Annotated in this window: 18 protein-coding genes; 7 read left to right on the top strand and 11 right to left on the bottom strand. The window is 39.2% G+C overall.

The window, feature by feature from the left end; translation table 11 throughout:
- Window positions 1–339: 339 nt before the first annotated feature.
- The gene (locus tag F580_RS0104665; RefSeq protein WP_019026531.1) at window positions 340–1,617 is read right to left on the bottom strand and encodes an MFS transporter; all 1,278 of its coding nucleotides are present in this window, start codon (window positions 1,615–1,617) and stop codon (window positions 340–342) included.
- A 313-nt stretch (window positions 1,618–1,930) separates the two neighbouring features.
- On the opposite strand from F580_RS0104665, the gene F580_RS0104660 reads away from it, so the two are divergent.
- A complete protein-coding gene (locus tag F580_RS0104660; RefSeq protein ID WP_019026530.1) occupies window positions 1,931–2,533 on the top strand; it encodes a hypothetical protein in 603 nt (200 codons plus the stop codon).
- Window positions 2,534–2,931: 398 nt separating this feature from the next.
- Here the strand turns inward: F580_RS0104660 and F580_RS0104655 are convergent, their stop codons facing one another.
- From F580_RS0104655 to F580_RS0104630, 6 genes are all read right to left on the bottom strand, one after another.
- Window positions 2,932–3,186: a hypothetical protein gene (locus F580_RS0104655; RefSeq protein WP_019026529.1), complete on the bottom strand. Its 255-nt coding sequence runs from the start codon at window positions 3,184–3,186 to the stop codon at window positions 2,932–2,934.
- A gap of 201 nt (window positions 3,187–3,387) precedes the next feature.
- Window positions 3,388–3,543, bottom strand: a complete 156-nt coding sequence (locus F580_RS26565) for a hypothetical protein (protein ID WP_019026528.1) — start codon at window positions 3,541–3,543, stop codon at window positions 3,388–3,390.
- 119 nt (window positions 3,544–3,662) lie between these two features.
- A complete protein-coding gene (locus tag F580_RS0104645; protein WP_019026527.1) occupies window positions 3,663–3,929 on the bottom strand; it encodes a hypothetical protein in 267 nt (88 codons plus the stop codon).
- Between the two features lie 270 nt (window positions 3,930–4,199).
- A complete protein-coding gene (locus F580_RS0104640; RefSeq protein WP_019026526.1) occupies window positions 4,200–7,364 on the bottom strand; it encodes a ligand-binding sensor domain-containing protein in 3,165 nt (1,054 codons plus the stop codon).
- Between the two features lie 63 nt (window positions 7,365–7,427).
- Window positions 7,428–9,167 carry a S8 family peptidase gene (locus F580_RS0104635; protein ID WP_019026525.1) on the bottom strand — a complete coding sequence of 580 codons (1,740 nt, stop codon included), beginning with the start codon at window positions 9,165–9,167 and terminating at the stop codon, window positions 7,428–7,430.
- 341 nt (window positions 9,168–9,508) lie between these two features.
- Complete coding sequence (locus F580_RS0104630; protein ID WP_019026524.1) at window positions 9,509–11,341, bottom strand: S8 family serine peptidase; 1,833 nt, start codon at window positions 11,339–11,341, stop codon at window positions 9,509–9,511.
- A gap of 481 nt (window positions 11,342–11,822) precedes the next feature.
- On the opposite strand from F580_RS0104630, the gene F580_RS0104625 reads away from it, so the two are divergent.
- Both F580_RS0104625 and F580_RS0104620 read left to right on the top strand, forming a co-directional pair.
- Window positions 11,823–14,198 (top strand): S8 family serine peptidase, encoded by a 2,376-nt coding sequence (locus tag F580_RS0104625; protein WP_019026523.1) that lies wholly within the window; start codon window positions 11,823–11,825, stop codon window positions 14,196–14,198.
- A 206-nt stretch (window positions 14,199–14,404) separates the two neighbouring features.
- On the top strand, window positions 14,405–15,010 hold the full coding sequence (locus F580_RS0104620) for an HdeD family acid-resistance protein (protein ID WP_019026522.1): 606 nt from the start codon (window positions 14,405–14,407) through the stop codon (window positions 15,008–15,010).
- Window positions 15,011–15,208: 198 nt separating this feature from the next.
- Here F580_RS0104620 and F580_RS0104615 read toward each other — a convergent pair whose 3' ends face one another.
- From F580_RS0104615 to F580_RS0104605, 3 genes are all read right to left on the bottom strand, one after another.
- Entirely contained in the window at window positions 15,209–17,782 is a 2,574-nt protein-coding gene (locus F580_RS0104615; RefSeq protein ID WP_040356924.1) for an LruC domain-containing protein, read from the bottom strand.
- Window positions 17,783–17,787: 5 nt separating this feature from the next.
- Window positions 17,788–18,273 (bottom strand): hypothetical protein, encoded by a 486-nt coding sequence (locus F580_RS0104610; protein ID WP_019026520.1) that lies wholly within the window; start codon window positions 18,271–18,273, stop codon window positions 17,788–17,790.
- A gap of 488 nt (window positions 18,274–18,761) precedes the next feature.
- A complete protein-coding gene (locus tag F580_RS0104605) occupies window positions 18,762–21,071 on the bottom strand; it encodes an aminotransferase class V-fold PLP-dependent enzyme (RefSeq protein ID WP_019026518.1) in 2,310 nt (769 codons plus the stop codon).
- A 356-nt stretch (window positions 21,072–21,427) separates the two neighbouring features.
- Between F580_RS0104605 and F580_RS0104600 the strand changes: the two genes are divergently transcribed.
- The 3 genes from F580_RS0104600 to F580_RS0104590 all read left to right on the top strand — a co-directional run bounded on the left by F580_RS0104600 (window position 21,428) and on the right by F580_RS0104590 (window position 24,095).
- Complete coding sequence (locus tag F580_RS0104600) at window positions 21,428–23,062, top strand: peptide MFS transporter (protein WP_019026517.1); 1,635 nt, start codon at window positions 21,428–21,430, stop codon at window positions 23,060–23,062.
- Window positions 23,063–23,457: 395 nt separating this feature from the next.
- Window positions 23,458–23,682 carry a hypothetical protein gene (locus tag F580_RS0104595; protein WP_019026516.1) on the top strand — a complete coding sequence of 75 codons (225 nt, stop codon included), beginning with the start codon at window positions 23,458–23,460 and terminating at the stop codon, window positions 23,680–23,682.
- Between the two features lie 14 nt (window positions 23,683–23,696).
- The gene (locus F580_RS0104590) at window positions 23,697–24,095 is read left to right on the top strand and encodes a VOC family protein (protein ID WP_019026515.1); all 399 of its coding nucleotides are present in this window, start codon (window positions 23,697–23,699) and stop codon (window positions 24,093–24,095) included.
- 607 nt (window positions 24,096–24,702) lie between these two features.
- Here the strand turns inward: F580_RS0104590 and F580_RS0104585 are convergent.
- Window positions 24,703–24,921 (bottom strand): hypothetical protein, encoded by a 219-nt coding sequence (locus tag F580_RS0104585; protein ID WP_019026514.1) that lies wholly within the window; start codon window positions 24,919–24,921, stop codon window positions 24,703–24,705.
- A gap of 351 nt (window positions 24,922–25,272) precedes the next feature.
- Here F580_RS0104585 and F580_RS0104580 point away from each other — a divergent pair, with 351 nt between their 5' ends.
- Window positions 25,273–25,560: a BufA1 family periplasmic bufferin-type metallophore gene (locus F580_RS0104580; RefSeq protein WP_019026513.1), complete on the top strand. Its 288-nt coding sequence runs from the start codon at window positions 25,273–25,275 to the stop codon at window positions 25,558–25,560.
- Window positions 25,561–25,591 lie beyond the last annotated feature (31 nt).

Genomic DNA, 25,591 nt, shown 5'->3' with positions numbered 1-25,591 from the left:
CAAACAAAATGAGTTAAACATAGTTATTCTATATTTCATTCATTTTGTGAAGTTATCAGTTTGCTACTGAGCTCCCGAAGGGCGAGTTTAAAAGGTATATATGCGGCGTTATTGATTTTGACAAGGGAACAACCATTCTCTGTAATCAATGCCTTGCCTATAAGCCTTTTAATTCTCGCTAAGTGATCGATTAATTAGTCCGATTGGTATAATTTACAACCTTCTAACGATCACTTTGATACCAATATAGACCTTTCATTAAGACCAAACTTTAAAACATCAACCTTGTTGGTTGCTATATAAATCAACGCTAAAGTAGCGGTTATTTTTGTTGTGCCATTACACCTTTTGGAACTTCACAAACATGCTAGTTGCTATAATACCCACAATTGAAAAAAAGCTCAGAAATAGAAAGTAATTTTGAAATCCTATTAATCCAACATTTGCATCTAATATACGCCCCGATATTGATGCGAAAAAAATGTCTGGTGTAAAACCTAACACTGAAATAACACCTACCGCTGTACCAGTAAATTTTTTGGATGTTTTAGACTCTGCAATAAGAGAAAAATAAACGCCTCTTATTGCAAAAACCGCAAACATGGAAACAATTAGGTTAACAATAATAATGAGATATCCAACCGATTTTGAACCGAAGACGTTTGCAGGATCAACAATGGACATCAGTCCATAACATATTAAGGTGATACTGAAAGCGAAAATAATAGTTCTGCTGGTGATAAAACGGTCAGCGATAAATCCAGCCGAGATAGCAGCAATGGGTCGTATATATGCCGCTAAAGAGGTTATTTGTGAAGCTTCTAACTCTGTCATTTGCATCACAGTGACGGCATATAAGGAATAATTGTCTATTCCTTTGTAACCGCAATATGCACAAATGATGATAAATGCTTGGCACCAAGTTGTCTTTAGTTTAGCAACGCTGACAAAACCTTTAAGTGATTGCCTAGATGAGGTTAATTGTTTTTCTTGAGCTGTCGGGATGAAATACCACGCCAGAATAGATAGGGCAAAGGTGATGGCAGTATAAAAATAGATGACTGATTGAACGCCCGCTTGCCGTTCTGCTACCGTTATATCGGCTGAATTTTCAGGTAATGAAAAACTGAAAATAATGACGGCAACCGATGATGTTATAGCCGCCACTAAGCCTCGACCACCGTCGAGTATACCAAACGCACGTCCTTGATTATCCTCTCCACCCCATTCACGAGTAGCTTTTATCATGGCGGCCCAGAATAATAAAATGGTTGTAATCCCCCAATAGCCAAATAACAACTGCATGCCAAAATAACTTGGAATACTTGCGTAGTAGATGCCACCGACTGCTGTGGCAAACAATGATAAAGACATGAGTTTCCTAGGAGACACCCGGTCCGCTAATGTGCCCCCAGGGAAATAAGCTAACATAGCCATGACGCCATAAACGGCAAAAATATCGCCTAATTGTGCATTACTTAAAGCAAATATTTCTAAAAAAGAGGCTCTAAAAAATCGTAAGGTATGAAAAGGTAATCCAAAAATAATTTCGCCAGCAAGTATGAGTAATAGTATGACTCGCCATGAGGGTATGGAAGTATTCTGACCCTGTGTCATTCATTTCTTCAGTTCGGTAAAGATATAAGAACTCAATAAAACACAAAAACAGGTGTTTGTGAATTCTTATGTACTTTTAACTCAATAATTGATGATCGATTTTAGCGAGGAGCGGCAGCTGTGTAATTATCACTGCTACCTTCCGGACGGTATATCTAGCAGTAATAAATAGTATTTTAAACCAATATGCGTGTGATTAATTCGGAGTACCGTATCCAAAAAATAGTGCTAATTTTCTTTTGTTCAGTATTGACTATCCTCTCGTCAAAGCTTCTAATATGTCGCAGTGAAATAACAATGAAAAAGGTGTTCTATGGCTATTCACAATATCACTGATAGCGCATTACTAGTAAAGAAATCACGAAGAACAATTCAGCGATACATCGCTAGCGGAAAGCTGATAATGGTAGCTGATACGTTAGGTAAACCAAAAATTGATACTACTGAGTTAATACGTGTTTTCGGTTCGTTATCTAAGGTGTCGCAGAAAATAATAGCTAAAAAGTCACAAGGTGTCGCAGCGAAACCATCGAAAAAAAACAATACCATTAATTTAACACCTGATGAACTTGAAGGCATCATTACTCGTGCTGTAGAAAAAGCACTGAGTAAAGCGATTCCGCTATTGATTGAACATAAGAAAACCGCAGCCATAGCCGACGAAATTACACCTACAGCTCCAGTGGCTCATAAAAAAAGAGAACCGATAGTACCCATTAATAGGCCTTCCATCGCTAAAAAGAAAGCCCGTAAAAATGGTTATGCGGTTGCTTTTGGCCTTCCTAATGTTATTACCGAGGTTATTCATTTACAGATAATGAAATTACATAGTGAGGGCTTAACATCAAGAGAGATTGAAATAGAGGTCAGTGTTAGTCAGGCATCAATACAACGGACGATTAACGTTAGTAGCTAATCAGAACTAGGGGTAATAAATTAGCTAACAAATGGCAATGAGATATATTAAAAGGAATTAATATTCTAGCTTATTTTTTTCTTAGTGCCGGGCAGGTTTTCGCGTCAATAGCGAGCCTATAGCAAGCAAAGTTAACGATGTAAAAAGGAAAAAAGCGGCTATAAAGGTTAATCCTGCGTTCCTGTTACCAAAGTCTATTAGTGAATCCGATAGAATAAATTGCTTGGGTGATGCTATAGAATAGACGGTGGTTATTGGCAAGGTAGAATCACATCACCAACGTTACGCTCAGCTGCAATAAAAATTGTCAGCCTAGGCCTTGGCTAGCAGTTTTGATTGTCGCGTCTTGTTCTGTGGGGACAGAAGCCGCTTAATGACTCCTACTCCATGTTAATTACTTAAGTCATGACACCTGGGCGGTAGGGTTTATTGTCTCGAATCCCTTGTTGCGAGTGCTTCCTATTCGAAAGCTTAACCTTTTTGGCTGTTAATCCTCGCTTTTCTGAGTGGCATTCAAACTCAACAGTGGCACCTACTTTTAAAAAAGCACAATTAACAAGATCAGCTTTACGTACCATTATATCTGGGCCGGCGCCGTTATCCAGAAATCCAGACTCTTTATCTCGGAACCATTTCTTGACTACAGTTTGCAATATAGCACTCCTAATTTTATTTACTAAATTTACTAAATTTATTAATGGGTGGTATCCCCTCACTGAAAAATGAGTTGATACACGATTCCAGTAACTTACGCTCGCTATTATTTAGATTGAAAACGCAACACTATCAACATCCGTTCACTACTTGGATACCGGCATAGTTGCCCCTTTATGGGAGCACAATAGACGACATAATTATATGGATGTATTTTGATCTTCAGCTAATAGAGGATCTTCGGATGGGACTTCTTCACTAGCCTTTTCCACTTTTTTCAGGCGTTTTTCCTCTTTCTTTTTCTTCTTCGCGAGTTCCCTCTGCCGCTTCTCATAGTTGTAATTGCTTTTCGCCATTTGAATACTCTTGAATTAATTTAGGGGTGCATCTAATTGGTAACATCTCGCTTTGCAAAACGGCAGTTTTAGGGCGAGGCCCCGCTTTAATTGTCTCGCTTGAGCAACTTGTTAACTTTCTATAAGTCTAGGTTTCGTGTCAAAACTTCAGCTGATTTAATAATAAGCTTTCTACGATGAAGCTCCGGATGTTTTTCTTCGTCAGTGTATCCAACTGGATTGCCAGTTCCCGTATTAACAAACCAAGAGTTTTCTGGCGTGCGCTTACCCAACAGCTTCTTCAGTGCTTGCGGTGTAACACCCAACGCTTTCGCAGCAGCATTGTATGTGCAGCGAGTCTTAACTTTGTTCAGGTAATCAACTACCAAAGTGATTTTTTCTTCCATTACAATATGATCCTTAAAACGTGTAGAGGTAACAATACCTTTTTACTCACACATCATCAATAGGTTATTATTTTGAAACCCCTATCAAAACCCTGTGTTTTACTTTATTTATCAATGGAGTATTGCTATTTAACGCCAGCCACATTTTTCTAATTAAACATTAGAAAAAGTACTCAGTTCTTGTTTATGATTTTCGTTCGCTTTACCCAGTGATTTAAAATGGTCAGTGTGGACTGCATTTAAGTATTTGAAAGGTAAGATATAATCTAACTAACCCTGCTTTAATTTAACTAACTTACTTAGCTCAGCAATATCTTGTTGTTGAATGACATCTAAGTAGTTGAAGGGTTGCACCTTAGGCGCATGAAAACCTAACCAACTTAATTGGTTGTTACGGGCAACTTTAAGTGCGTGCTCAGTCAGTACACTAACTTGATCCCATGACAGAGCCATAGGTTGTTCAAAGTTAAAAGGGTAAAAGGCATACGCCATGTCTGCTTTGATGTTATGACCTAATACTTGCTCAAAGCGACTAGTTAAGCGAGTTACTAGATCACGGGTGTTGTTATCCTTCTCATAACCAATAATCATAAAGGTATCATCAGCCCAGCGAATAACTAAGTCATCATTATTACGACTATACAGAAGTAGATCAGTAAGGTTAACTAATTGGCTATTCGTTATTTTCTCTATATTATCTAGCTTTATCATCAACAGGTATAAGCGTGGTAATAGGCTGCGTTGTACGGGTAGAATATTCTCATGGATTTGAGACATCAATTGGCTGGCTTGTTCGATATAAATATCTAAATAACGACGGCTCTTCACGCCCGTTACTTTATCCACCGTTGCGGCATCTTCTAACTGTAGATTAGCTTGCTCAAGTTCTACATTCTTTAAATGAAACTCTGCTGTTTTCTCTTTAACTTGCTGCTTTAAATATTCTTTTTGTTGCTGCTCAATAAGCAATTTACGGTTTAAAAAACGCGAATAAGCCAGTAGTAATAGCGCAATTAATGCTGCATAAAGTATATATGCCCACCAAGTATTCCAAGGTGCGGGATTCATTGTGATATCAAGCTTATAAGATTCACTCCATAAATTATCGCTATTGCCGGCGATAATTTGTAATTGATAGCTTCCTTGAGGGAGGTTGGTGTAGGTCGCCCTTCGTAACTTGCCTGCATCAATCCACTCTTGATCAAAACCGAGTAATCGATATTTATATCGGGTGGAATCAGGGGTAGCATAATTTAAGCCTACATATTCAAATGAAATCAGCTGGTCACTATGTTTCAAAGTCAGTGAAGCTAATTGAGCCAGCGGAACATCAAATGTCATAGCTTCATTTAGTTTTAGAATATTAGTCAAACGCACATTGGGTGCTTGCACATTATTTTTTATTTTATCGGGTATCACGCTGCTAAAGCCTTTACCGGCACCAAAATAAATGGTGTTATCAAGCCCTGATAAAAAAGAATTATGGTTATACTCAAGATCGACTAAGCCATGGCTTAAATCAAAATGTTTAAACCGCTGATTATTAGGCTCGAGTCTTGAAATACCTTTATTAGAACTAAACCAAATATCACCTAAATTATCTTGAGTGAGACCATACACAGTACGACTTTTCATACCGTCTTTAGTATCAAAGTGCTGAAAAGAAAACTGCTCTTTTTGCATATTTTTATAGGTTAATAAGTTCAATCCTGCAGCTTGAGTACCCACCCAAAGATTATTACTTTTATCTTGTAGCATTACCCAAGCTGTATCACTAGAAATTGTACTAGCATCATTTTTATCATGCTTAAAATGAATAAAGTTACCTGTTGTTGGGTTAAAGCGATTAAGCCCTCCACCATAAGTGCCAATCCAAATAAACCCTTGATTATCTTCAAGCAATTGCAATACATGGTTACTGCTTGGCCCCAGCTCTGGCTGACCATTGTGTTTAATAAAACGAGTGAAACCCTCATCATTGTTTAATCGGTTTAACCCTTGATGAAAGGTTGAAACCCAGAGGTTTCCCTGTTTATCTTTAAGAATATCAGTAATACTATTGGCTGAGATGGAACTGCTATTGTTAGCATCATTTTTGTAACTAGTGATATGTTTGGTCTTTAAATTCACTAGGTATAAACCTGAAGTACGGGTTCCCACCCAAAGTTTATTAGTCTGTTTATCTACATAGAGCTTCATGACTCTCAGCTTTGAGAAAAAATCATTTAGTTCTAACCTTTGTACATCATTTGTTTCTAAAGAAAGCAAATAAATTCCACCACTATAAGAACTAAATAGAATCGATTTATCATCAAGTTGACTAAAGCTAGTAATATTACTATTGGCTAATTCAGGGTGCGTTATTACGCTATACTGGCTAAATGTCGCCATATTTGGGTCTAAGCGATTCACACCCGTAAACGTACCAATCCACATCATGTTATTTTTATCTTCAAAAAAACATAGAATAAAATCATTACTTAAACTATAGGGATCACTAGCTGAATGGTTATAGCGCTGAAAGTTTTCGCTCTTTTCTTGATAAATTAGCAAGCCTTTATCTGTTGCTATCCAGAGTTGCCTTTTTGAGTCTTGATATATTGTTTTAATGGTATTGCTAACGATGGAGGTAGCATCTTTTTCATCAAATTTAAAATTTCTCAATTGCTTCGTTTTTAAATTATATTTAAGCAAGCCATTATCAACGGTACCTATCCAAATATTGTTTTTATCATCTTGAAATAATGAATTAACAAATTTATTACTGTAATTGCTAGAGTTTGAATCACCAAACTTAATTGCTCGAATAAACTCGCCCTGCAAAGAAAAAACAGATATCCCGCCACCGTTTGTTGCTACCCAAATTTCATTGTTTTTAGTTTCTAAAACATCATGAATGGTATTATGAGTCAGGCTGTTTTCATTACCTAACTGCTGAACAATTTGCTTGATTACCCATTGATCATTTTCCTTTGTAAGGATATTTAACCCATGCTCCGTGCCAATCCATAACTTCCCCTCACTATCTTCAAAAAGCGCATTAATTACATCGTTTGTTAGTGTTAAGCCTATCGTTTCACTAGAGAAGTGCTCAAAGTCTTGACTAGACTCTCGGTATAGATTCAAGCCGCCTCCCGATGTAGCAATCCAAAAGCGCTGATTACTGTCTATAAGGATTTTGCTAATAACATCAGAACTGAGCGAGTTATCTAACAATGCATCATGGTGAAAACTCATAAATTGATAACCATCAAATCTATGTAAGCCCTCATGGGAGCCAAACCAAATAAAGTCATCTTGATCTTGAACAATGGCACGAACAAATTGATAGGATAAGGGGTTATCATGACCAAAATTCTTAAATAATTTAACTTGCTTGGCCGATACCATATAACTTAAAAGAGATAAGAAAAGTACTAGGTAAAGTTTTTTCACGCAGGGATCCTTCAAGAAAATTCAGACAAAAAGAAAGCCACTACGGGAGTGGCTTTATATAGGTTATTGCTGCTCTACCCAGCTATTTATCGCTATTGGTGAAGAATTATGATCGTCTAGGCTGACTTTCCAAATAAGTGCATCAGTTTCAAAGTTTACTTTCCAGATTAAGGCATCTGACTCAAGGTTTACTTTCCAGATTAAGGCATCGGTTTCAAAACTTACTTTCCAGATTAGTGCATCAGTCGTTGCAATATCCTGCCAAGCGTAAAAATCATTAGTGTCATTAACTTTCCAAATCAACGCACTTCCATCAAGTGACTCTTGGTTGTGGCGCCAGACATACTTATCACCAAGGCCTTCAATATAGAAGTTGCCATCATCGTTAATGTTAGTAGGACCAAAGAAGTGCTCATTGCCGGCTATATCTTGAGTAATATCTAACGCTTGATTTGCACATGCTGAAGCAGTACTTGTCAATGCATCAGCAGCATTAACTAATCCTGCACCTTGTTGAAATACACTATAAGCAAGATCACCATTATCATTAAATGCGGCATGGGCACTATCCATTAATCGGCACTTAACCTCGTCAGGTGTTAGTGAGGGCTCTTGAGTCAACATAAGTGCCACTACACCGGATACAACAGCAGCAGCTTGCGATGTGCCTGACATTTCAAAGTATTTTCCACCATCATGAAATTCAGGGTGTTGTTGAACTATTTGAGTATCATATGCCATTAAACCTGATATATGCCCACCGGGTGCGACAATCTCTGGTTTGACAAAACCTTCAAAAGTAGGCCCTGCTGCACTAAATGTGGCTAACTTGTCATCGCTTACATCAGATTCAGTATAATTATCTGTCATAGCACCTACCGTAATAATATACGGAACATTGCCCGGTACGCCAATAGTCATCGGGTCTGGCCCAGTATTCCCAGCAGAAGCGATCACAACAATACCTGCTTGCCACGCTTTCATAACCGCCTGATTCAAAGGATCGTCCCAATAATAAGAGCGGGCAGGGCCACTGAACGACATATTCAGTACTCTAAGGTTTATTTGATCTTTAACTTGCAGCGCCCAATCTATGCCACGAATTACGTCGGCATAGGTTGCTTTGCCTTCTGCATCAAAGGCTTTAATTCCCACTAAGGCTGCGTTCGGTGCAACACCATACACTTTACCGTACACGTCATAGTCGGCATTGCCGGCAATACTGGCAACATGAGTACCATGACCATTTTCTTCATTGCTATAATTACTTATGCTGTTATTTATCGCATCATAAGTTCCCCAGAATTTATCTCGACCATACAAGTCTGTAGATAAACCAAGTCCTTTAGAGGTGCCTGGTAATTGATCTAAACCGGTATCTAAAAAGCCAATGGTAATGCCATCGCCAAAGTTTCGGGTCGCATGTGCGGAGGAGGCACCAATCAAGTCATTAACAACGGATTTTGGCTGCCATTTACGTTTACCCCAGGCACGACCACTGGTCAATTTTACTTGGTAATTTTCAGTTACCTTAATACTAAGGTTTTGCTGTAATTGAACAAGCTGGGATTGATTCAAATCAACTGCGACAGCATTAATAATAGCGAGTTGATGAGTAGGATCTAGCTTAAGCTCTCGGATTTTTTCTTTTAATAATTGATAGTTTGTAGCACTTATAATATAAGACTGAGTACTATTATTAGTTGTGTTGTTTAAAAATAAACTGATAAGCCAAACTGACAAGCTAATGGCGCCTAACAATAACAATGGTTTAATTGTTTTCTTAACTGAGTTGTTCAACATCTTATTTCCCCTATGCCCAATACATCTTTAAAAATACCTAGGTGTTTCTTAAAACATTAGGGTGATTACTTACATTTTGACGATACCTTGTTACTTTGTATACAACTAGTTAATTTGTTGTAACAAAAAGGTAACTAAGTTATATCACTACAAAACATAGACTAAACACACCCCAACCACAATCACTTTTATTACTTGCATTAGCGCTTTTAAAAGTTCACCTGGCTTAAACGAAAATATCCAGCTTATTAAATAAGCTGGATATATACCTAAGCGACTTCAAGGTGGCTTGGGTATAAGTACTTGAAGGGAACTATTTCAAGGACTTAACTCTGTTCAAATTAGAAGTTTACTGTGACTTCACTTGAACAATTATCGCTACCTTGGTCACAAACTTTATAAGTAAATGAACCGTAAGTTCTGAAGCTATCCGTATAAGCACCATCGTTAGAGGTAGTTGTTCTTAATGAACCGTTACGGAAGATATCGACACTTGAAGTAGCAGCACCTGACCAAGTTAGGTCAACTTTATTTCTGCCTTTAGCGCGGTATGCTGATGCATCAGCGGTAATATCGCCACCTACTGGAGGAGGAGTTACACCACCGCCACAACCGTTAGCCGTTAAGTAATCACTAGCCGCTTTTGCTTTTACGATACCGTAACCGAAGTAGTCATCGTGACCTACAGCGCCCTGATCTTCAGCCGTTGCTTTTAATGCTTCACGAATCTCTGTACCCGTACATTCATTATGATTAGACCATACTAATGCCGCCATGCCCGATACTGCAGGCGTTGCCATAGAAGTGCCACTCATGAAACCGTAATCGCTAGAACCAATGGTTACATCGGCAGTATTAGCAGCTAAAAGTGCAGCTCTGTCTTCAAAGGTTGCGCCAACAGCAGGAATAGATGTAGCGTTAGTATCACCTAATGTGCCGTATAACATGCCGGCTTCATTGTTAATGATAATTGCGCCGATACCACCTGATTGTTCACAGTTTTGTACTTTATCGTGGAAAGAGATATTACCACGGTCAATCATACAGATATTACCGTTTGCGCCCGAGTCTGTCGCTTCAGCTGTGCCCATGTAATAAGTATTGCCTGAAGCACTACCGGTATTTTCCATTGAAGAAGAAAGGAATGCTGTGCCATCTGCAGACATTGAAGCGCTAGTCGCCATACCTGCTGGGTAAGTAGATAAGGTATCAACACCACCAGCTGTTACTTCTACACAGATAGCTTCATTGGTTGTTGTAGTACGTTTCTTACCACGGCCTGTAGTTTCATCACAGCTTGGGAATTGTGAGAAGTCGGCAATGTTGTTATTGTTGTCGTTTGCGCCAATCATCATTACTGATGGGTAACCCGCAGGGAATGAACGAACATCGTTGCCATCGTTACCTGCAGCGGCTAAAACTAAACCACCGTTATCAGTAAAGGCTTGAAAGGCATTTTCTTCAGTGCTGTTTGCACCACCACCACCAAGACTCATGCTGATTATGTTTGCGCCTGCATCTGAACATCTTTGAGCAGCATAAGCTAAATCAGAAGAGTAACCCCAACCATCAGCATTGAATACTTTAATAATATGCATATCAACGCCTGGAGCCATACCAACAACACCGACGTTATTGTCTGCAGCACCAATAGTACCTGCAACGTGTGTACCGTGTGGACCACCATTCTCATCCCAGTTTCCTGTACCTGAGTTGTTAGTCCCAGAAATGTTGTTCCAAACGAAATCTTGGTTAGAGCGATCTAAACCAGAATCAATAACACAAACTTTCATGCCGGCACTCGCATTAAAGCTCACTTGATCTGCTTGTGATTGAACTACGGCATAAGGCGTTAGTTGTTCAGTCATAGCATTACCAACATCATCACTATAAATAGATAAAGGCATACGACGTTGATCTTCTTCAACCATTTGAATATGTGGGTTGTTTAATAAACCTTTAACTTGGCTTAAATCTTTACCCGCAAATGAAGCCGCAATAAAGCCATTACCATCAACCTTAATATCACCACCTAGCTTTTTCGCTAAGGCTTTTACAATGCCTTTTTTACTGTTGTCTACTTTAATAATGAATCTGTCATCAGCTGCTTGCGCTGAGAATGCAGCGGTTACTGCTAAGGCTAGAACTGAGGTTGCAAATTTAGAAATTTTCATAGGTATTTCACTCTCTGTTTAAGGTTAAGTCGTCTGATTCTTATTATTAAGGACGCTAATTTTTATTATCTAGATGAACTATTTAGTTTAACTGTTTAGATGAACTGTCCGTTCTCCTTCTAAATGTTTCACTTACTATTTACATCTGCTTAACTTGGCTTCCTGCCTCTTGCATAATTCGATAGTAACAGTTAGTAAAACTGCCTCTAGTAAAATAACGACAGCTTTTCGTACAAAAACGACAAAATTAAATCATAGCCATTATATTCAATGGTTTAGCTTTTGTTGGTAAGATTTTGTCGTCGGGTTTTTATTAATATTTGTCGATAATTTACTAGTCAAAAAAGGGCTGAAGACTCAATGTCATTAATGTTAGTTTTTTGTTAAATACTAAAGCCAACCTATAAAAATAATACGCAGGACATTAGTCAAAATGACTTATGTAATAAGCGTAAATTAACAATGATGGAGTTGATATCAGATGAGAAATAATAAAAAGATTGCATTGAGTGCTATCGCCTTAGCAGTTTTAACCGTGACCAGTGTTGCGAGTAATGCAGCGAGTAAAGCTAAGCTTAATAAAGCAGAAAAAGTTACCACCCTAGCTCAATCGGCAACACAAAGTTTTGCCCAGTGGCAAGCACAACAAAAACAGCAACGTAACGATTACACTGACAGATTAATTATTACCTTTAAAGATAAGAAGCAGGGTAAAACTATTCCGCCGGGCTTAGCTAAAAAAATAGGCTTAAATTTAAAACACGTTAAAGTTTTAAAAAATAATAGCCATGTAATATCGCTTGATAAAATGCACTCGGTGAAAGATGTAGAAAAATTCATTGAAAAATTACGTAAGCATCCGTCTGTTGAATCAATCGAGCCTGATTATCAACGTTTTCTCTTTTCTCAGAACCAACCTTGGGGTATCGCGAAGACACAATCGGATCAATTAACAGACACTGATGCAGCTAACATGACCGTTTGTATTATTGATTCGGGTTATGAACAAACAAACCCTGATTTGAATGCCAATAATGCTTCGGGCACTAATAACTCAGGCACAGGTAACTGGTATCAGAACGGCGGCTCTCACGGCACGCACGTTGCGGGTACTATTGCCGGCGTAAATAACAGTGAAGGTGTTGTCGGTATTTTACCAAGCACTAACGTTAACTTGCATATTGTTAAGGTATTTAACGAAAGTGGTTGGGGTTACTCTGGCGACTTATCTGACGCAGTGGATACTTGTGTCAATAACGGCGCTAAAGTTATCAATATGAGTTTAGGCGGATCTGGCTCAAGTAATACTGAAAAAAATGCTCTACAAGCTGCGGCTGATACTGGCGTATTATTAATTGCCGCTTCGGGTAATGATGGTAACGCGACCTTGTCTTACCCAGCATCTTACGACGTGGTTATGGCTGTTGGCGCTTTAGATAGTAACAATCAACATGCAGAATTTTCTCAATACACCAGTCAAGTTGAAATATCAGCGCCCGGCGAAGCTATATTATCTACCGTTGCTGGTGATGGCCGTTTAGGTTTTATCACTGTTGGCTCAACTACATATGGTAATGACAGCGTAGTACCGCAAACGCATTACATTCAGAGTGGCGGTAACTATTTGGTTAGCAATGTTGATGGCAGTGCTAACGGTGTCTTAGCAAGTTGTACCATTTCAGGTAGCAGTTATAGCTGTACTAATGTTAATGGTAATATTTGTTTAGCAGAACGTAATGATAACCAAAAGGGCAGTAACTACCCGGAAATCAACCCAGCTAAAGCGTGTGCTGATGCCGGTGCCTCTGCGGTTATTGTTTATAGTGACAGCATCCGTCCGGGGTTACAAAATCCTTTCCTTGTCGATGCCAATACTGACGTAACCGTACCTACTGTTTCTGTTAGCCGTGTTTTAGGCCAGCAACTTATGACTCAGCTAGGTAGCAACGCTAGCTTAACGGTTAATGGTTCACAAGATTATGCCTATTACAATGGCACCTCAATGGCAACCCCACACGTTACCGGTGTTGCTGCATTAGTGTGGAGTAATAATCCGAACTGTAGCGCCGACGATGTCCGCAGTGCCTTGAAAAACACCGCGATTGACTTGGGTGTAGCAGGTCGTGATGACAAAACAGGTTTTGGTTTAGTACAAGCAAAAGCTGCTTCAGATGCATTGGCAGCTAGCTGTGGTGGTGGTGGCACTACACCGCCGCCGACAACAGGTAATGTCCTTGAAAATGGTGTTGCTAAAGCTAACCTTGGCTCAAGTACTGAGCTGAGCTTTACTATGGACGTTCCTGCTGGCGCGACTGAATTAAACTTCGCTATGAGTGGTGGCACAGGTGATGCTGATCTTTACGTTAAATTTGGCTCAGCACCAACAAGCAGTAGTTATGATTGTCGTCCATACAAGGGTGGTAATGCTGAGAGTTGTCCAATCGCTAGCGCTCAATCGGGCACTTACTTTGTTAAAGTCGTCGCTTACTCTACCTTTAGTGGTGTTAACTTAACCGGTAGTTTTACCGAGCCTAGCACTGGTGGCGGAGCTACAGGTGGCAGTGCCTCAGTAACAGATATTAGCGTTACTCGTCGTGCTTGGACCTACTACACCCTTGATGTTCCTGCGGGCATGGCAACATTAGATTTCGCTATGAGCGGTGGCAGTGGTGATGCGGATATGTATATTAGACGGGGTTCTCAACCGACTTCTTCTGTATATGACTGTCGTCCATATAAGAGTGGCAACAATGAAAACTGTTCATTCACTAATCCTACCGCGGATACTTGGCACATTGGTGTCTATGGTTACTCGGCAGCAAGTGGTGTTAGCTTAGAGGTAACGTACAATCCTTAAGTAAACTTAGGTAAATGATTTACTCGCTAATATTAGTCGTGAGTAAATAGTAACTAAAACCCGATACAAGGTAACTTGCATCGGGTTTTTTACTCTTTGACTTTGGATATTCACCAACAGTATTAAGAATAAATACAGTTTATTAGTCGCTTCTGCTACCTTAGCCTTATCAATATATTATCGGGTCAATTTAAGGATAAACCGACATGACAGATTTCGTACCTCGCTCAGACATTAGCTCTACTCAAGCACCAGAAGTAACGCGGGAAACAACCGCACAGCAGCTCAAGTTAGCGTTGATTAAAAATACTAAAGTGATTGGTATGGTAATGATCACTATTGGTCTGCTAGCTATTTTAGTGCCTAATTTTATTGGTATGGCTTTCAATACTTTTGTTGCGGGGATTTTTTTACTGGCCTCAACAGCACTGTCATTTAATGCTTGGCATAACAAGACACAGAACATGTCCTTATGGTTTAGGCCTTTTGTTTTAGCCGCTTTAGCGATAATTATCTTTACTCACCCAGCTATAATTCTTGGTGTGCTTGGTTTATTAATTGCGATTTATTTTTTAATTAGTGGTTTCAGCTCAATGGTACTGGCCTTTGAACTACAATCATCAGCTAAAGTGTTCAGTCTGTTAAACGGTGTTATATCCTTTGTGTTAGGTATCGTTGTGCTGACTAATTGGCCTTTTTCAAGCGCTTGGATTATTGGACTTATTATTGGTGTTAGTTTTATTTTTGATGGTATTGCGTTATTAACTATTTCGAATCAACTTAATAAAAATCAAGAGAAGTTAGTTAACTAAATAAATAACTAGCTATTGAAGCTATTCTATTAAGTAAAAAAGCCAGCTAATATGCTGGCTTTGTTATTTTTAATGATACGGCCTGCTCTAGTTGGCCGTAGCTAACATTTAATCAAGTCGTTTAATCTTTTATTTCAGCAATACTTGCCCAGCTCAGCGAAGAACATATTATTACTGCCTTAGTAGTTACATCCGCTATTAAATATCAGGAACGTTTTCAAAAACAAATTTTGAGTTACGTTTACTCTTATACCAACCTTTTTTACTTTTCCCTTTGCTTGCAGCCCATTGCAAAATATCAGGGTAGCCATTAGATAGATCTACACGCTCTTTAGTATGGTGCCACTTGGTCGGGATCAGCATTGCCCAAGGTAAGTTGCCTTCCGTTTGATAATACCTATCTTGGCTTTTATCTGAGTCATCTTGTCCTTGGCCAAACTTTCTTCTAGAGGCTTTTTTTGAGGGGAAATAGCCAGGAAAGTGTACTTCTATATGCTCACCAGTATCCAGTACTCTAGAAATGAAACTGTTGTATGGCGCCGTGCCTAACGTTTGAGAAGATATAGGGAAATTGAAATTAATGGTTAAGGTATAAAGGTTGCCATTAACTTTAGGGCTACCGGAAAAGGTATTAGACATCTTATATCCCGGAGGCGGCGGTAAGGCATCTTCTATTTTAGCTATGATGATAAATAGGGATTGATTGCCGTCTGCTATAGGTGTTATCTCTGTTATCACGCCTTTTAACTTCATGGTTACTTGGCCAATATTACTAATTGGCGTGTTAATCATTAATCGTAAGGAGTTATCATAAATGGCGCCGCGAGCCGTAGGTAGTATTTTAAAAACAATACGACTCACCAAACCATTGACTTTGTTTTCTTCAACGTTGTAATCAAATACTGCATCATTAAAATCGTAGTCGCCTTTTATTGGCCATTCATCTTCAAATGCCATGGTGCCAAACTCACTGTTTGACGGCGAGTATGAGGTGCTGGTGGTCTCTATAATCGGCGTATCATTTTTATCTAAGGGTAAGGTTTCATAAAAGTTCACTTCGTTACCATCACTAAAACCGTCATTATCACTATCGGCATTATGGGGGTCGGTATTATATAAATTAAGCTCTTCATTATCGGTTAAACCATCGCCGTCAGTATCAGCGAGGGTTGGGTCGGTATTGGTTTCCAGTAGTTCTTGCTGATCGGTTAAACCATCATTGTCTGAATCAACTAAAGAGGGCTCTGTTTTAGTAACCATTACTTCTTCATAGTCACTTGAGCCATCACCATCGGTATCAACCAAAGTAGGATCTGAATTATAAAGCACCACTTCGTCGAGGTCAGATAAGCCATCACCATCGCTATCAGCTACCAGCGGATTTGATTGATAAATCATAACTTCTTCTTTATCGGTTAAGCCATCACCATCGCTATCACTTAGGTATGGATCAGTTCCTAATATATTAATTTCATCCCAATCATTCAAATCATCATTGTCACTATCTATTTCTGCAGAATCATAAGCTAGCTGCGTTTGTATTTCGGTCAGTGCTTTTTCTCTTTCTGATGGGCTAGTGTCGCGGTTTAGATAATAAAGGTAACTCACTCCTTGTGTGTTGTTTGCCACACTTTTGTTATGTGCGCCAATGACTATATAGTCTTGAGCAATAGCGATTGCATGACCAAAATTATCTTGCTGATTGGCATCATCAGCCTGAAAGTTAAATTCCTCAGTCCAAACATCGTTTGTATTTCGAAATAAGTAAGTTGACCCCCTAGCGCTATTATTATTTTCGGCGCCGATAATTAGATAATCGCCAGAAATAGCAACACTAGAGCCAAAGTTATCTCCTTGTCCGGCATCACTTGCTAACAGTTTCGTTTGATTTTGCCATAACTTACCTGTGCGTTTATAAACATAGACAGCGCCACTTTTTTTATTCTTCTTAACTAAGGAGCTATTTTCTGATTTTGCCCCGATAACCGCGTAGTTTTTTGAAATAGCGACACTGGTGGCAAAATTGGCGCTTTTAGTGACATCGCCACCTTTTAAGCTTGCCTGGAGACTCCAAATATCATCTTCTCGTCGGTAAATATATCCGGTACCTTCATGGGCACGGCCATGGTCATCGTCTCCTATGATGAGGTATTCGCCGGTTAACATCAGTGACGAGCCAAAATGTGCACTTTTAAAAGATGAAATTGGCGTGATAACGATATCTTCGACCCAGCCGGAAGTCGTACTTTTAAACAGATGCACAGCACCGGCATGACTTGCTGAAAAACCTGGCGAGCCTATCGCTATATAGTTTTCCGATATGCTAAGCGTGCTGGCAAACTTATCATTTGAAGATGAATTAGGACTGATTAATTCAGCTTGTTGTAACCATAAATCACCTTGGCGTTGATAAATATAGGCAACACCATGTTTACCATTTTGTTTGTTTTCTGCACCTATAACTAGCAGATCGCCTGATATTGACACGGTATTACCAAACTGCTGCACGGTATCTTGATCTTCAGTATTTGGGCTAAGACAACTTAACAGGCTCCAGCTTTCACCTAAACGTTGGTAAAGACATGCTTGCCCTATATCGCCAGCTGAGCCAGGAGCACCGATAACCGCAATATCACCAGAAATAGCGACGGAGGCTCCCAATTTTTTATAGTCAGTAGCGTTTAAATCTAAAGTTATGCTTTGCAATACGGGGTCTGCCTTGGCAGCAAATATTGATAAAAAAATTAGTATGCTAATTATCGCTGTTTTCATTTTCATTACTCCTGAAAAGTATGAGTAAGTAAGTCATTACTATTTATTTCTACCGTAACTGCATTTGAAAAGTCATCATTTCTAACCACAATTAAAGAGCTGACTGCTGTGGCCGCTGCCAGCATGCTCTTATAGCTATTGGATTGAATTATGATGCCTTGTTCTAGCAAATTTATCGGGGTGTTGGTATTGGCATCTATTACTGAATAAATTGCAATTTTTTCTTGGAACTGTGTTGCTATAAAATGTAAATCAACAGTTACCATTCTTTGGGTTTCAAAGGCAAAGTTGCCTTCCATGGAGACGCTACTAAGGGATTTTGTTGCTTCTTGCTCTATGTTATTTTGATTTTCTATGTTGCTTGCCATCGTGTTTTCAACGGGGGGCGTTTGTACTACTTCTTCATTTTCTTCTTCTTCACCACAGGCACTAAGTAGCGGTGTTAAAATGAAAAGAAGCACCAATATTCGTTTATATTGAGATAAAATCATGTTTACTCCTCAAATTAACCTCTGCTATATAAATTTCCTTCATTCAACTTTTATCATGTGAATGAAGGTTGAAGTTAATAGCATTACTTTAATATGAACTAACAGAGCAAAGCGCATGCCACAAAATAAAAATAATTTTTTTTGTGGTAATAACAAAGCCTTAGCTTATTGTTAGCAGCGGGGGAGGTGTTTTTTTAATTTTAATGGTCATCAGTATGCCGACAATTTTTCAATATGGTTTGCATTTTACGAGTTATGTTGATTTTGGTTAAACACCAACAAGTAGCAGCTATAATTATGGTCCTAAAAAAAGAGCTAATCCTGAAAACTGACCCATATCTAGCGTTGAAAAAGGTACTAATTAGGTAAAAGATATTTAGGCAGGATTAGTACCTTGGCACGTTACTGCTTAGTAAATAAAAGCGAAAACCCGATACAGAGTACCTGTATCGGGTTTTATTTATTTGGAAAATTAAAGCCAAAACCTGTTAATACTGATGTAAAGCGTAACCACCTTTTAAATGGCCAACATTTTCAAAACCTAAACGACCTAATGCTTGTGCTGCTATTTGAGAGCGACTGCCACTGCGACATATAAGTACCAATTCTTGCTGCTTATCTTGCTGCGCTTGGATAAACTGCACTAATCGAGTTAAAGGTACATTGATGTTAAATCTGTCATCGTGTTGAAGGGCGTATTCGTGTGGTTCACGGATATCAATTAACTTCATGGGATTAGATTGCTTTAAAGCCTTGGCTAAACTGGCGCTGTCATAGTCAAGCACAGTAATTTTATTACAAGTACCAATTAGCGCGCCACACATTATTTCACTGCCAGATTCGTCGATAATATGAGTATCCATCTTAGCTTTTTGCAGTGAAAACGCCGCACTGTTCATTTCATTATTAATCACTTGAGCAAGCAGTGAATTACGTGATAATTCTGTGGCAATACTGGTAGTAAACTCGTTGTTATAGTCGTGACTCGGACAAACAAGACTGTTGTTACCGATAAGCGTATGCAATGACTGTAAGCTGCTATACATTTCTGGGGCACTACTGGTGGAGAAATTTGTGCGACCAAGGCTAGCCATTAAAATCAGATCTCCACAAAAAGCATAATGCACTTGTAATGATGCTGTGGCATCCGTTACGGGTTCGCATAATAACAAGCTAATGCTGTCATCGGTATGTCCTGGCGTTGCTACTTTAACCAACCACTTATCACCCAGCGTTAGGTACTGGTATTCATTACCATTAATTTTTGTTGTTTGCGTATTGTCTGGCCAGCCTAGTGCATCAGTCTGCTGCTCAGCTAAGCACGATTCTACGATACTAACACGACAAGAGTCATGATCTGCATGGCCGTGGGTATCAATAACCGCGACTAAATCAAGTTCCTGACAAGTAAGTATTGTTTGTAGGCGATCAGCCACTTCAGGCAATGGATCGATAAAGATTGCCGATTTAGTTTTCTGGTCGACATATAACCAACTACAGTTACCACCGACTTTAAATTGTACCAGGCCATCTAGTTCAGTTTTATCGGCGCGGGTATTTTCAGCCATGCTATTTGTGTCAATAATGAGGCAATTTTGCTGCAATGCTTGAGCTACAGATATTATTCGGCTACAGGCAGTGTCAACTAGCTCTTGTGTCATTGCGGGGCCAAAAGACATTCGAATTGCTGACTCACTTTGCCAGGCTGGCAGCCCCATGGCATCTAAGACAAAACTGCGCGTTACTTTAGAACTACATGCTGAGCCAGAGCTGACTCGTACGTTAGCCGCGTCGAATAAATCCATAATCTCTTTCGAACTAAAGCCAGGAATAGCAAAATTAATAGTGGTTGCTACTGAGTTTTCAATACTGTGATTAAATACGATTTCAGGAAATGCCTGAGTTAATGACGACACCATCTGTTGGCGAAATAAGTGCAGGGTTGCTACTGAGGCAAAGCAAGATTCACTTTCACCTAACAGCATACTAAATATGGCGCTTAACGCGGCTAAACCCGGTAAGTTTTCTGTGCCTGAGCGTAAGCCACCTTCTTGACCTCCGCCGGCAATAACAGCGGTAAAGGGGGCGTTTTTTCTAACGTACATAAAACCAATACCTTTAGGGGCATATAGTTTGTGACCACTAAAGGGGGCATAGTCGATACTAGTCTGGCTTAAGTCTAAGTCGGTTTTACCTAAAGCTTGCACACAATCTACCATCCAAGCAGTGTTGGCGTTATTGGTACGTATGGTTCGGTCTAATAAGTTCATGTCTTGATAGACACCTGTTTCGTTATTAACCGCCATGGTACAAATAATCAAGGCATTAGGGACTTCTTTAGCGATAAAATCCATATCAAGGCGACCCATTCTATCAACAGGTATCTCTTTCACTTCGGCGTTTATTTCAAGAATTTCATTCCAGTGTTTGAGTGACTCTGGTACGGCTTTATGCTCAGTTGCACCATATAGTAGGCAATAATCGGCATCTTTATCTAGCGTCTTTTTCGCAGCGACTAATGCAGATAAAATAGCGGTTTGAATACCCTCAGTCGCGCCACTGGTAAAAATAATTGTACCCTCGCCAGCACCAACAATCTGTTTAGCTTGTTGTCTAGCTTTGTCCATTATCTGCTTCGCTTGCAGTCCGGTAACATGACTACTACTCGGGTTACCAAATAGCGTTTCCATGGTTACTAAGGCCGCCGCTGCAGCTTGTGGTAAAACCTGGGTAGTAGCATTGGCATCTAGGTAAATTAAACTCAAAGGTTGCTTTGCATCGGTCGCTAAATTAGTCATAAAGTTCTCTTAAACTATCTAAAGTTAGATTGTTAATTCCATTAGGGACTGTCGGTAATTAACAATGGCTTATATAAGGTAATTGTTTCATGTAACCCTAGGTTTTGTTTTGCGTATTTCTTGATAAAACCGTGATTTATAGTGTTTAATTCTAAAATAATATAAAAATAGAGAGTTAAATTTTAATAACTTGCAAAGCAGTAGTTATTTAAGCTATTTGAAACTGCTCACTTAGTTAGTGCAATTGCTTCTGTTCACTTACTGAGTATTCAACATAACAATGCAGCCTTTAGCGTATCTATAATACTCCCCTATACTTGCTCTATAGCTTCCCCCTTGTTGAAGGTATGGCATATATGGCACAAAGCAATCTTAGATATGTGAATGGGCATGCTAATTCCGATGAATTATTTGGTCACCCCAAAGGCTTATATGTTTGTTTTGCTACTGAATTATGGGAGCGGTTTTCGTTTTATGGTATGAAGTATTTGTTACTTTTGTACCTGACTAAATATCACTTATTTTCAGATGGAGAGGGCTTGGCGGTTTTAGGTTCATATGCTGGCTTAGTCTATACGCTGCCTGTTATTGGTGGCATGTTAGCAGATCGTTATTTAGGCATGAAAAAATCGGTTATTTTTGGCGGGATTTTGCTTTGTGTAGGTCACTTTCTTATGGCGGTGGAAGGTCACCAAGCGGTTCAATACGTGGCAGGTACTATGCTAATCTCAGATATTACCCTTAACAATGGCACGGTAATCAGCGCTGGTACGCTATTAACACAAACTATAAAAATTCAAGATTTAGCGGCTTTGAATATTTTCTATCTGGCGCTATCGTTTATTGTTGTTGGCGTTGGTTTTTTAAAGCCTAATATTTCAACTATTGTTGGTCAGTTATATTCAAAAGAAGATCCTCGTCGTGATTCTGGTTTTACTATCTTTTATATGGGAATCAACCTTGGCGCTTTTGCCGCTACTATCATTTGTGTTTATTTGGGTGAAACCTTTGGCTGGGGTTATGGTTTTGGCGCTGCGGGTATCGGTATGCCATTTGGCTTATTTACTTTTACTAAGGGGCTGAAATATTTACATGGTTTGGCTGAGCCGCCACAGCCTGAACTATTAGTTGAGAAGGTTTGGGGTTTGCTCAATCGAGAATATTTAATCTATTTCTCAGCCGTTGCCAGCTTGTCGGTATTTTGGTTGGTGATCCAACATGAGCCAGTAGTATTTGCCGCCCAGCAGGTTTTGTTGGTCGTTTCAGGCGTAGGTTTAGTCACTTATGCGGTATTAAAAGGCAGCCGGGAAGAAATGCAAAAAATGTTGGTACTGATGGTATTAATTGCATCTACAATAGTTTTTTGGGCCTTGTTTGAGCAGGCTGCAGGTTCAATGACTTTATTTGCCGATCGAGTCGTTGAGAGAAATATTGCCGGCATTGAGATATCGGCTGGTCAGTTTGGCTCGCTTAATGCGGGCTTTATCATTTTGTTAGCCTTACCTTTTGCCGCGCTTTGGGTATGGTTAGATAAGTATAAGTTAAACCCTAATATCCCGGTTAAATTTGCTTTAGGTATAATTCAGGCCGGCTTAGGTTTTGGTGTTTTGGTCATCGGGGCACAATTTCCTAATGAAGCGGGTAAAATTAGTTTGTGGTGGTTAGTGTTAGCCTATTTAATTCACACTACCGGGGAACTTTGCCTTTCTCCTGTAGGGCTTTCTGCAGTGACTAAGCTGGCAATTCATCGTGTGGTAGGGCTTTCTATGGGAGTATGGTTTTTAGCAACGGCGTTATCTGAAACCCTTGCAATGCGCTTAGGGAAAATGGCAGCCATTGATACCCAAGGAGGGGAAGTTGCTAATGTTAGTGAGGCAATAGTTATCTATAGTCAGCTGTTCGAATTTTTAATGTGGATTGGACTAGGTACAGGCGTGGCGCTGCTTTTGATAGCGCCGCTGTTAAAACGGGGCATGCATGGAGTCCGTTAAACTGGCTTTAGCCTCAAGGCTAAAGCCAAGAATAAGAGCGAACTAGTTAACTTATATGTTAATTAGTTATTGTTAATGGTGGTGTGGGTGACTTAAATAATGATACCAAGCATGTGCTGAATAAAACATGATTAGCGTCACTATGCTAATGCCTACTACTAAGAAAAACATCGTCATAATTACCTCCTAGCTACCTAAAAACTACGTCAGAACTATTTCCAAACTAAAGTTTGATTGGCTACATAAGTAAGTATAGTAAAGCTGATGCTTGTTGTTTAATTGTTTAATTGTTTAATCCGTAAAAATATTGCGGCGAATTTCCTATGAAATGTACGGCTCAATAACTAGCTATACTAAGGATAGTTATTGAGCCTTTTGCTTCATAGGAGCCTACTATGCATGTACAACTTCTGGTAACACACACTGATTCATGTTTGCCTAATATAAAACGTGAACTCGATGATGCGGGTATAAACTATTGCGTTGACTATATTGAAGAAAATCCTGAGCTTGTTGCATCGCATCATATCCGCCACTCACCTAATATTCTGATTAATGGCAGTTTGATTTTTAGAGAACGGCCAACTAAAGGCGAGCTGAGAACATTTTTCTTAGGTTAACTTGGAAATTAGTTATGGCGCGTTTAACTCATATTGCTTTACATGTTAAAGATCTGGCTAGTTGTGTAGCTTTCTATCAAGACTATATTGGCATGCAATTAGTACGTGATAGGCACGTTAATGGTAAACACATTATTTGGTTAGCAGAGCCCGGAAAAGCTGATACATTTATTTTTGTCATTTTACCCCGTGGTCCAGGACACCAACAATCATCGATGGATTTTTCTCACTTTGGCTTTGCCTTAACAAGTAAGCAGCAAGTGGATGCTATAGCAGAGAAAGCTGAAAAGGAAGGTCGACTATTGTGGCCTGTTAAAGAAGAGCCATATCCCGTTGGCTATTATTGTGGCGTGTTAGATCCTGACGGTAATCGGGTTGAATTTAGTTATGGTCAGCCCTTGGGGGAGAACTAAAGAATACCAAGTTGATTAAGTTCTTTCCCACTCAGCGAGAGTTAAAGGGTTTAGAGGCAAGGCATTGATTGAAGAGAATGGTTATTCAGGAGAATATGCTCCTGCATTCTCTAAGAGGCTACATCCGTGTAGCGTCCTTGTCAAAATCAATAACGCCGAATATGAACCCTTTAAACTCGCCCACTGGGAGCTTACTCAATGCCCACTAACATCGTTAAATTTATTTGGTTTAGACTAACTAGACCTAAACAAATTTGCCTTGTTATTGAACATTAAGTACAGCTCTGAGCTGGGAAGAAATTTAATCAAATTGGTATAAGGTCCGGGTCAAGATGTTCAGCTGTGAAATGGAATACTATTGAGTAAACTATTCTGCTCTTAGCCGGCAACCAAACAGTTATCTTAATTCAAAAAACTAGAGCTATATCACGACTCACGTCCAAAATAGTCATGTGATTGGTATTGGCTTTATTACGAGACCACGGTCAACATTACCACGGTCAACATTGCTTGCCAATTCACCCATAATTTAATGAGATCTAAAAAATGTTTGAAAACTTAAAATTTAGAACCAAATTACTAGCCGGTTATGGGCTGATTTTATCTTTTATAAACTGAATTTATTTGAGTCAACATGCCGGTGAATCTCACCTCGAAGCAGTAAACCATTTACCGCGGTTTTTACTTGATCAATATTGTGCAAATATTTTTCATTCGATAGCCATTGATTGCATATGCCTTGTACTGATGCACAAGCCTCTGGGTGTGCAGATAGGTAATTGATAATACCGGTTTGTATCTCACTGTGTAATTCAGTCATTTTCATTACGGTTACCCTTCAGTTGTGGTGTTGCATATAAAAAGCTTAGTGTATGACGGACTTTTTTTCCTCTAATAGCTAGCTAATAATGGCGATTGTACATTTTTAGCTTTAGAAAAATAGTAAATAGAGGGGCAATGCTAGGCTCCTTAGCTTTCAAGGCACTAAGAAAATTAATTAATTATTTTATTGCTGAATTTTTTTGGTATTCGAAATAGTTGAGCCATTTATCTTGTTTTTCGGCGGATGAAATAAAAGGTTTCGCTAACTCAAAAAATTATTATTGAAATTTATTGTTGATATCCACTATCTTTATTCTCTGACTATTACATTTAATTTCACTTTAAGGATATCACTATGAACAATCAAAAAATTGCCAGTGCAGCTATCTCTAGTCTTTTAGCTTTGGGTGTTTTAACGGCTACATCGGCCAATGCCGTGCCTAATCAACCGACTTCCTGGGAGAAATGTGCCGGTATTGCTAAAGCAGGTAAAAATGATTGTGGTGCTTTAAATGGCAGTCATAACTGTGCGGGACAAGCGACCAAGAATAATGATGCCAGTGAATGGGTTTATGTACCTAAAGGTACCTGTGAAAAAATTACTGGTGGTGTTGTTAAAGCAGTAAAACCAGCCAAGAAATAGCTTATAAATACCTATGTAATGCGCTTAGAAA

It is taken from the genome of Colwellia piezophila ATCC BAA-637, from assembly GCF_000378625.1.
In the GTDB taxonomy this organism is placed as follows: Bacteria; Pseudomonadota; Gammaproteobacteria; order Enterobacterales; family Alteromonadaceae; genus Colwellia; species Colwellia piezophila.
The sequence above is the reverse complement of the archived record's forward strand: the minus strand, read 5'-3'. Positions and strand labels throughout refer to the sequence as shown.